General features: G+C 58.1%; 5 protein-coding genes. 4 read left to right on the forward strand and 1 reads right to left on the reverse strand.

Annotation, left to right across the window (positions count from 1 at the left end; all coding sequences use genetic code 11):
* Positions 1-20: 20 nt before the first annotated feature.
* Positions 21-311 (reverse strand): co-chaperone GroES, encoded by a 291-nt coding sequence (locus ACFOFO_RS07440; RefSeq protein ID WP_390331277.1) that lies wholly within the window; start codon positions 309-311, stop codon positions 21-23.
* A gap of 428 nt (positions 312-739) precedes the next feature.
* Between ACFOFO_RS07440 and dacB the strand changes: the two genes are divergently transcribed.
* From dacB to ACFOFO_RS07460, 4 genes are all read left to right on the forward strand, one after another.
* Positions 740-2,137 (forward strand): D-alanyl-D-alanine carboxypeptidase/D-alanyl-D-alanine endopeptidase, encoded by a 1,398-nt coding sequence (dacB, locus tag ACFOFO_RS07445; protein ID WP_390322722.1) that lies wholly within the window; start codon positions 740-742, stop codon positions 2,135-2,137.
* Positions 2,138-2,625: 488 nt separating this feature from the next.
* Positions 2,626-3,873 carry a YjgN family protein gene (locus ACFOFO_RS07450; protein ID WP_390331278.1) on the forward strand — a complete coding sequence of 416 codons (1,248 nt, stop codon included), beginning with the start codon at positions 2,626-2,628 and terminating at the stop codon, positions 3,871-3,873.
* Positions 3,870-4,961, forward strand: a complete 1,092-nt coding sequence (locus tag ACFOFO_RS07455; RefSeq protein ID WP_390322723.1) for a M48 family metallopeptidase — start codon at positions 3,870-3,872, stop codon at positions 4,959-4,961. Before ACFOFO_RS07450 ends, ACFOFO_RS07455 begins: the two co-directional genes overlap by 4 nt.
* 145 nt (positions 4,962-5,106) lie before the next feature.
* Positions 5,107-5,493 (forward strand): ankyrin repeat domain-containing protein, encoded by a 387-nt coding sequence (locus ACFOFO_RS07460; protein WP_390327900.1) that lies wholly within the window; start codon positions 5,107-5,109, stop codon positions 5,491-5,493.
* Positions 5,494-6,000: the final 507 nt, after the last annotated feature.

The following is a 6,000-nucleotide window of genomic DNA, read 5'->3' on the forward strand; positions in this document are numbered from 1 at the left end:
CAGGCGCCTGGACATCCGCGTCATTTTTCAACGATCGCCATGATGTCTTCTTCGCGCATCACCAGCAATTCGTCGCCGCCGACTTTGACGGTCTGGCCGGAATATTTGCCGAACAGGACGCGATCGCCGACTTTCACTGCCAGCGGACGCACCTTGCCGTCCTCCAGAATCTTGCCGTTGCCCACCGCCAAGATTTCACCCTGGTCCGGCTTTTCAGCGGCAGCCTCAGGGATGATCAGGCCGGAAGCGGTTTTGGTTTCCTGGTCGAGACGTTTTACGATGACGCGATCATGCAAAGGACGAAGATTCATAAAAACTCCTTTAATTTCAATGGGTTATTGTTTTCTTGCGGCAACTTTGCTGCAAATCAATCTTCACTGTGCGGGCTGCAATGGACACGCCACACTGGAAAGCTGGTAGGCCAGGGAAGGAATTAGCACTCTCCCCTAACGAGTGCTAATTATAGGGACGAAGACAAGGATTTTCAAGGTGCGATGTTCAATACGAGTTGAAGTAAGTTCAAACGCGCTGTCTGCTTTGGCGCTGTAGTTGCCAAGAAACGCTCTGGCCACCGTCCCGGCATGCGCTGAAAAGAGCGGTCCCGGAAGCCAGACTGCGGTGCAAATCTTGTCAGTTCGTTTATATTCGCGTGGGATAATGCAGCGCTCACTCACTGTCGATTGTTATGCGAATATTCCCGAGATCTCAGGCCGCCGCTTGTATTTTTCTGATTGAAATCTTGCTCTGTGGCTGGCCGGCCGGCGCCGCTGCTCGGACGCAGACCCAGACCCAGGAGTTGCCCGGCGTGGTGGCGGCCGCGTTCAAGCGCGCCGGCATCCCACCCAGCGCGGTGGGCAGTTTTGTGCAGGAAGTGGGCAGTGTGGCCCCGGTGGTTGCGGTTAACACGACGACGCCGTTCAATCCGGCCTCGACCATGAAGCTGCTTACCACCGACGCCGCACTGGAATTGCTGGGCCCGACCTTTACCTGGAAGACCCAGGCCTACGCCAATGGCCTGCAAGACGGCGAGGTCTTGCAGGGTGACCTGGTCATCCGCGGCAGCGGCGATCCGAAACTGGTGATCGAGAACTTCTGGCTGTTTCTGCGCCAGATCCGGGCGCGCGGCATCCGCGATATTCGCGGCGATCTGTTGCTCGACCGCAGCGCGTTTGCGGTCGCCACCCACAATGCGGCACAGTTCGATGGCGAACCGTTGAAGTCCTACAACGCCGGTCCCGACGCGTTGTTGCTTAATTACAAATCATTTGGTATGCGCTTTGTACCGGACCTCGCGCACGGCAACGTCAACGTGGTGCTCGACCCTCCGCTGGCAGGATACAAGGTGGTTGCGCCGATTCTGACCGATGGCGAATGCGACGACTGGCAGGGGCGCTTGCGCGCGAATATTCAGGGCGACGGCGCCAGTTTTGACGGCGTCTTTCCGCTGTCCTGCGGGGAACAGAGCTGGCATGTGCTGCCGTACACGATGACCGATACACAATATTTCGATGCCGTGTTCCGTCAGATGTGGCGTGATCTGGGCGGCAGCCTGAGCGGTGAGGTCAGGGAAGGCGTTACCCCGCCCGCCGCCAGCCTGATTACCGAATGGCAGTCGCCGACCTTGCCTGAAGTGATCCGCGACATTAACAAGTACAGCAATAATGTGATGGCGCGCCAGTTGTTGCTGACGCTGGCCAGCGGCCAGCCGCAATTGCCGGCCACCAGCGAGCGCGCGGCGCAGGTGATCAGGACCTGGCTCGCCGACAAGCATATCGATGCGCCGGATCTGGTGATCGAGAACGGATCCGGCCTGTCGCGTACCGAGCGGATTGCGGCCGGCACCATGGGCCGCATGCTGGTGGCGGCTTTCCGCGGGCCGACCATGCCGGAATTCATGTCGTCGCTGCCGCTGGTCGGTTACGACGGTACCATGCGCAGACGACTCAAGGACCAGGGCGTGGCAGGCTACGCGCACATCAAGACCGGCACGTTGCGTGAAGTGCGGGCGTTGGCCGGTTATGTGCTGGCGGCATCGGGTCGGCGCTACGTGGTGGTGAACCTGATCAATCATGCCAACGCCGCTCGTGGGCAGGAAGCGCAGGATTTGCTGCTGGAATGGATTTACGAGCATGGCTGATAGGTATCGCTATCAATCTACACTCCTCAATCTCGCGCCTCCGATGCTCACCGACAATTCGTACGATTCCTCTGCTCGACTCGACCTTGAGCTTGACCTTGACTTTGACCCGCTCGCCGATTCATGGACAGGGACTTACGCAAACGAGAAAGTAGGATGGGTGGAACCCATCTTTCTTCCTCGACGGTCAATGATGGGTTTCGCCAATCTTTCGATACTGGCTATAGTATTTTTAAATGTGCTTTGTTTATATGCGGATAGAGCACTGTTTATTCCTATACTCCCTACTATATGTAAAGGGGATGGATCCGGCCACGCGTTGTGAATGTGGATGATGGGTTGCACCCATCCTACGAAAGGACGCATTTTTTGCGTAAGTCCCAACAGAGATACCCTTGGAACTGTCGGATCTAAGAAATCGACGCAGCGGGCTAAGAAAAAAGCAATCTTCAATAACTAAAAAAAATGACAGGGCAGGGATGAACGACATGGCACTCGTCGGTTTCGACGTGACGCGGCCGCCAGGCGTAGCGCCGGCGCCAACGTCAACACCGACCGCGGCACACAGCGATGGCGCAGCGGTACCAACACGGCAAGCGGTGCCCGGACCTAAAATTCTCGGGCCGCAGCGATTTACATTCACCGGCAGCGGTGCCGAATACTTCCGGATCTGGATGGTGAACCTGCTGCTGTCGATCGTGACGCTCGGCGTTTATTCGGCCTGGGCCAAGGTGCGACGATTGCAGTATTTTTATCGCAATACCAGCGTGGCGGGCGCAATTTTCGATTATCACGGCGACCCCAAGGCAATCCTGAAAGGCCGGATCCTGGCGTTGGCGCTGCTGGCGGCGTACAAGACGGCGCTCGGGTTTTCGTTGGCTGCGGCGGCCACGATCGGATTGGTGCTGCTATGCCTGCTGCCGTGGTTGCTGGCGCGTTCGTTTCATTTCAAGCTGTACAACTCGAGCTATCGCGGCCTGCGCTTTCATTTTCGCGGTACCGCGGGCGAAGCCTATCGGACCCTGATCATGTTTCCGATCGTGTTTGCGGTGACCGGGTTCTTCCTGTGGAGCGTCGTCACCTCGTTTGCGCAGCGGCCGAGCATCGGCGTGATCCTGTTGAGCGGGCTGCTGCCGCTGCTGGTGCTGGGCGGCACGGTGCCGCTGGCGCACTATCTGCTCAAGCGCTACCAGCATGATCATGCGTATTTCGGCCAATCGCCGTTCTTCTTTCATGCGCGCGCCAGCAGCTTTTTCAAGACTTATGCCAAGGCGCTCGGCTTTATCGTGGTCGGCGCCATCGTGGCCGGCATCTTCGGCGCGATGACCGCCAGGATGCAGCTATTCTTGCGGGCGACATCATTCGGCTGGCTATTCGGCCTGTTGTTCGGGCTGGCCAGTGCCTATGTGTTTTACCTGTTCGTGCGGCCGTATCTGGAGAGCCGTCTGCAAAACCTGATCTGGAACCAGACCGAACTGGCCGACCATCAGTTCCGCAGCACTGCCAGCGCGCGCCACCTATTGTGGATCCATGCGTCGAACCTGGTGCTGATCAGCCTCACACTCGGCCTGTACAAGCCGTTTGCGACAATCCGCCTGATCAAGTACCGGGTCGAACAGATGAGCTTGATTCCACAGGGTGACCTGGAAGAATTCTTGTCCGATCAATCACACGCAAGCGCCAGCGCCATGGGACAGGAAGCCGGCGATCTATTCGACCTCGATATCGCCTTATGAGCAACCCAGACCTCATCCACGCCACCTATTTCGACGGGCAGGGTACCACGCAGTATCCTGTCGTTCTGCTGATTCATAAAGGCATTCTGGCCATACGAGGCGACTGTGTCAGCCGCAGCGCGAAGCTGTCGCAACTGGCCATTTCGGAACGCCTGAGTCAGGCGCCACGCATCCTGCGCTTTCCCGACGACGGCTTCATCCAGGTGTGGCATCCGGCGCTCGATCGACTGCTGGCCAAAAATGGTTACCGCGATCCGTGGGTGGTGCGCTGGCAGCATAACTGGCCGTTGTCGCTGGTCGCGCTGCTGGCCCTGTTGGCCATGCTGCTGGCAAGCTATCAATGGGGTTTGCCGTGGGCTGCCGGGCAGCTGGCGCGCATCACGCCGGCTTCGGTCGCTAAAAAGATCGGCGACGAAGAGCTGAAGCTGATCGATGCGCAATACATGTCGCCGACCCAACTGGACCCGGTCGACCGTGCCCGCTTGAAGGCAAGCTTTGCCGCATTGAAGCTGCCGCAGTCGCAGGGCAGCGCAATGGTATACGAGCTGGTATTTCGCCATAGTAATATCGGTCCGAATGCTTTCGCGCTCCCCAATGGCACCATCATCCTGACCGATCAGTTGGTGATGCTGGCGCGTAACGATCCGGCGGTACTGGCGGTATTGGCGCATGAACTGGGGCATCTGCAACAGCGCCACTCGCTACGGCGCGTGTTCCAGACCGTCGGCGTCGGCGTTGCGATCCATTTCATGCTCGGTGACGTATCGACGGCACTGGCGGCGCTGCCGACCTTTTTGCTCGATCAAAAGTATTCCCGGGATTTTGAGAGGGAGGCCGATCAATATGCGATCGACATGATGCATGCCAACCGGCTGCCGCTGGCGCCGATGGCCGATCTGTTCGAAAAAATGCATACGGCGGAACGGCGTGCGGACCAGTCCAAGCAGGATGAGCAGCAGCACGCACCAGGTTCGGATAAGGCGAAAGGCAAGCGGAAGGAGAAAGCGGTGTCGCCGCTCGAGTATTTCAGCTCCCATCCGAGCGACGATGAGCGCATTGCGCGACTGAAGGCGGCGGATCGCCGGTAAGGGATTGTGCAGTGCTAAGTTTTTTGCCGCGAAATCCGCGCACAGCGCATTAATATCAAGGTGAGTTCTTCCGCGGTCGTGGGATGCGTATTGGCCACTGTGCCGATGAACTGAAAGGCATTGCTGTGGTCGGGAGTCGTTGATTGTGAACACCCTTTGGGAAGCTGCGATAAAACGCGGTGACCTTCCGATCACCCTTGAACTTCTAGGACAAGGTGCAGATGTGAATGCCCGCAATTGCTATGGACAGACGGGCCTGATGCTGGCCGCCCATGCCGGCTATCGCGAAGTCGTCGAAACACTCATCGCTCATCGGGCCAAGCTGGACATCACTGCCAAGTATGGGCTAAGTGCTTTGATGCTCGCCGTCATTGCCGGACAGGTGGAAGTTGCCCGCGCTCTTGCGCAAGCCGGGGCCGATCTCTCACTACGCGGAACGGGGTGTCCGGGTTTCTCGGACAAGACAGCCTATGATCTTGCTGCGGAGCGCCGCATGCAGGAGTTGTCAGTGGACTTGCAGCCAAAACCGTGAATAATCGACGAAAAAGCAATCGACAACAAGATGAAGTCAGACGCTGAGCGATGTGCGGAATACGAGAAGTTCAAGCAGATCGATGCCGCCTTTCGCGCAGGTGATCTAGCCGCCTTGCGGGCCGCTGTCGATGATCCGGCCAGCGTACCGAACGGCCCAATGCCGCTGACGATCGGGGCGTGCCTCGAATATGCGATTTGCCACAGCCCGTTGCAATCTGCGGGCGGTGGAACTCCTGCTGCAAGCCGGCGCGGACCCGCGCCTGCGGACACGAATCGACGACTGTGAAACACCGCGGGAGATAGCAGAGAAGATGGGCCTGCGCGAGATTGCTGAGTTGCTCACCGTCCAGGAGACGCGATTCGGAAAGTGAGAGCGCGCGCTAATGTCATGCACCTGAATACTGACTGTCCACCCAAGGTCTGGTAATAGGGACCGCCATCGACAGCACTCGGCCAAATATAGTTAATCCATTCGATCTTTATCGCAGTTGGTCTGATGTCTGTT

Source organism: Pseudundibacterium arcticum, from assembly GCF_042646465.1.
GTDB classification, from domain to species: domain Bacteria; phylum Pseudomonadota; class Gammaproteobacteria; order Burkholderiales; family Burkholderiaceae_D; genus Undibacterium_A; species Undibacterium_A arcticum.

What these genes read in the sequence shown, in the direction of transcription:
- ACFOFO_RS07455 (WP_390322723.1), top strand. Translation starts at nt 3,870, where the DNA reads ATGAGCAACCCAGACCTCATCCACGCCACCTATTTCGACGGGCAGGGT.
- ACFOFO_RS07450 (WP_390331278.1), top strand. Translation starts at nt 2,626, where the DNA reads ATGGCACTCGTCGGTTTCGACGTGACGCGGCCGCCAGGCGTAGCGCCG.
- ACFOFO_RS07440 (WP_390331277.1), bottom strand. Translation starts at nt 311, where the DNA reads ATGAATCTTCGTCCTTTGCATGATCGCGTCATCGTAAAACGTCTCGAC.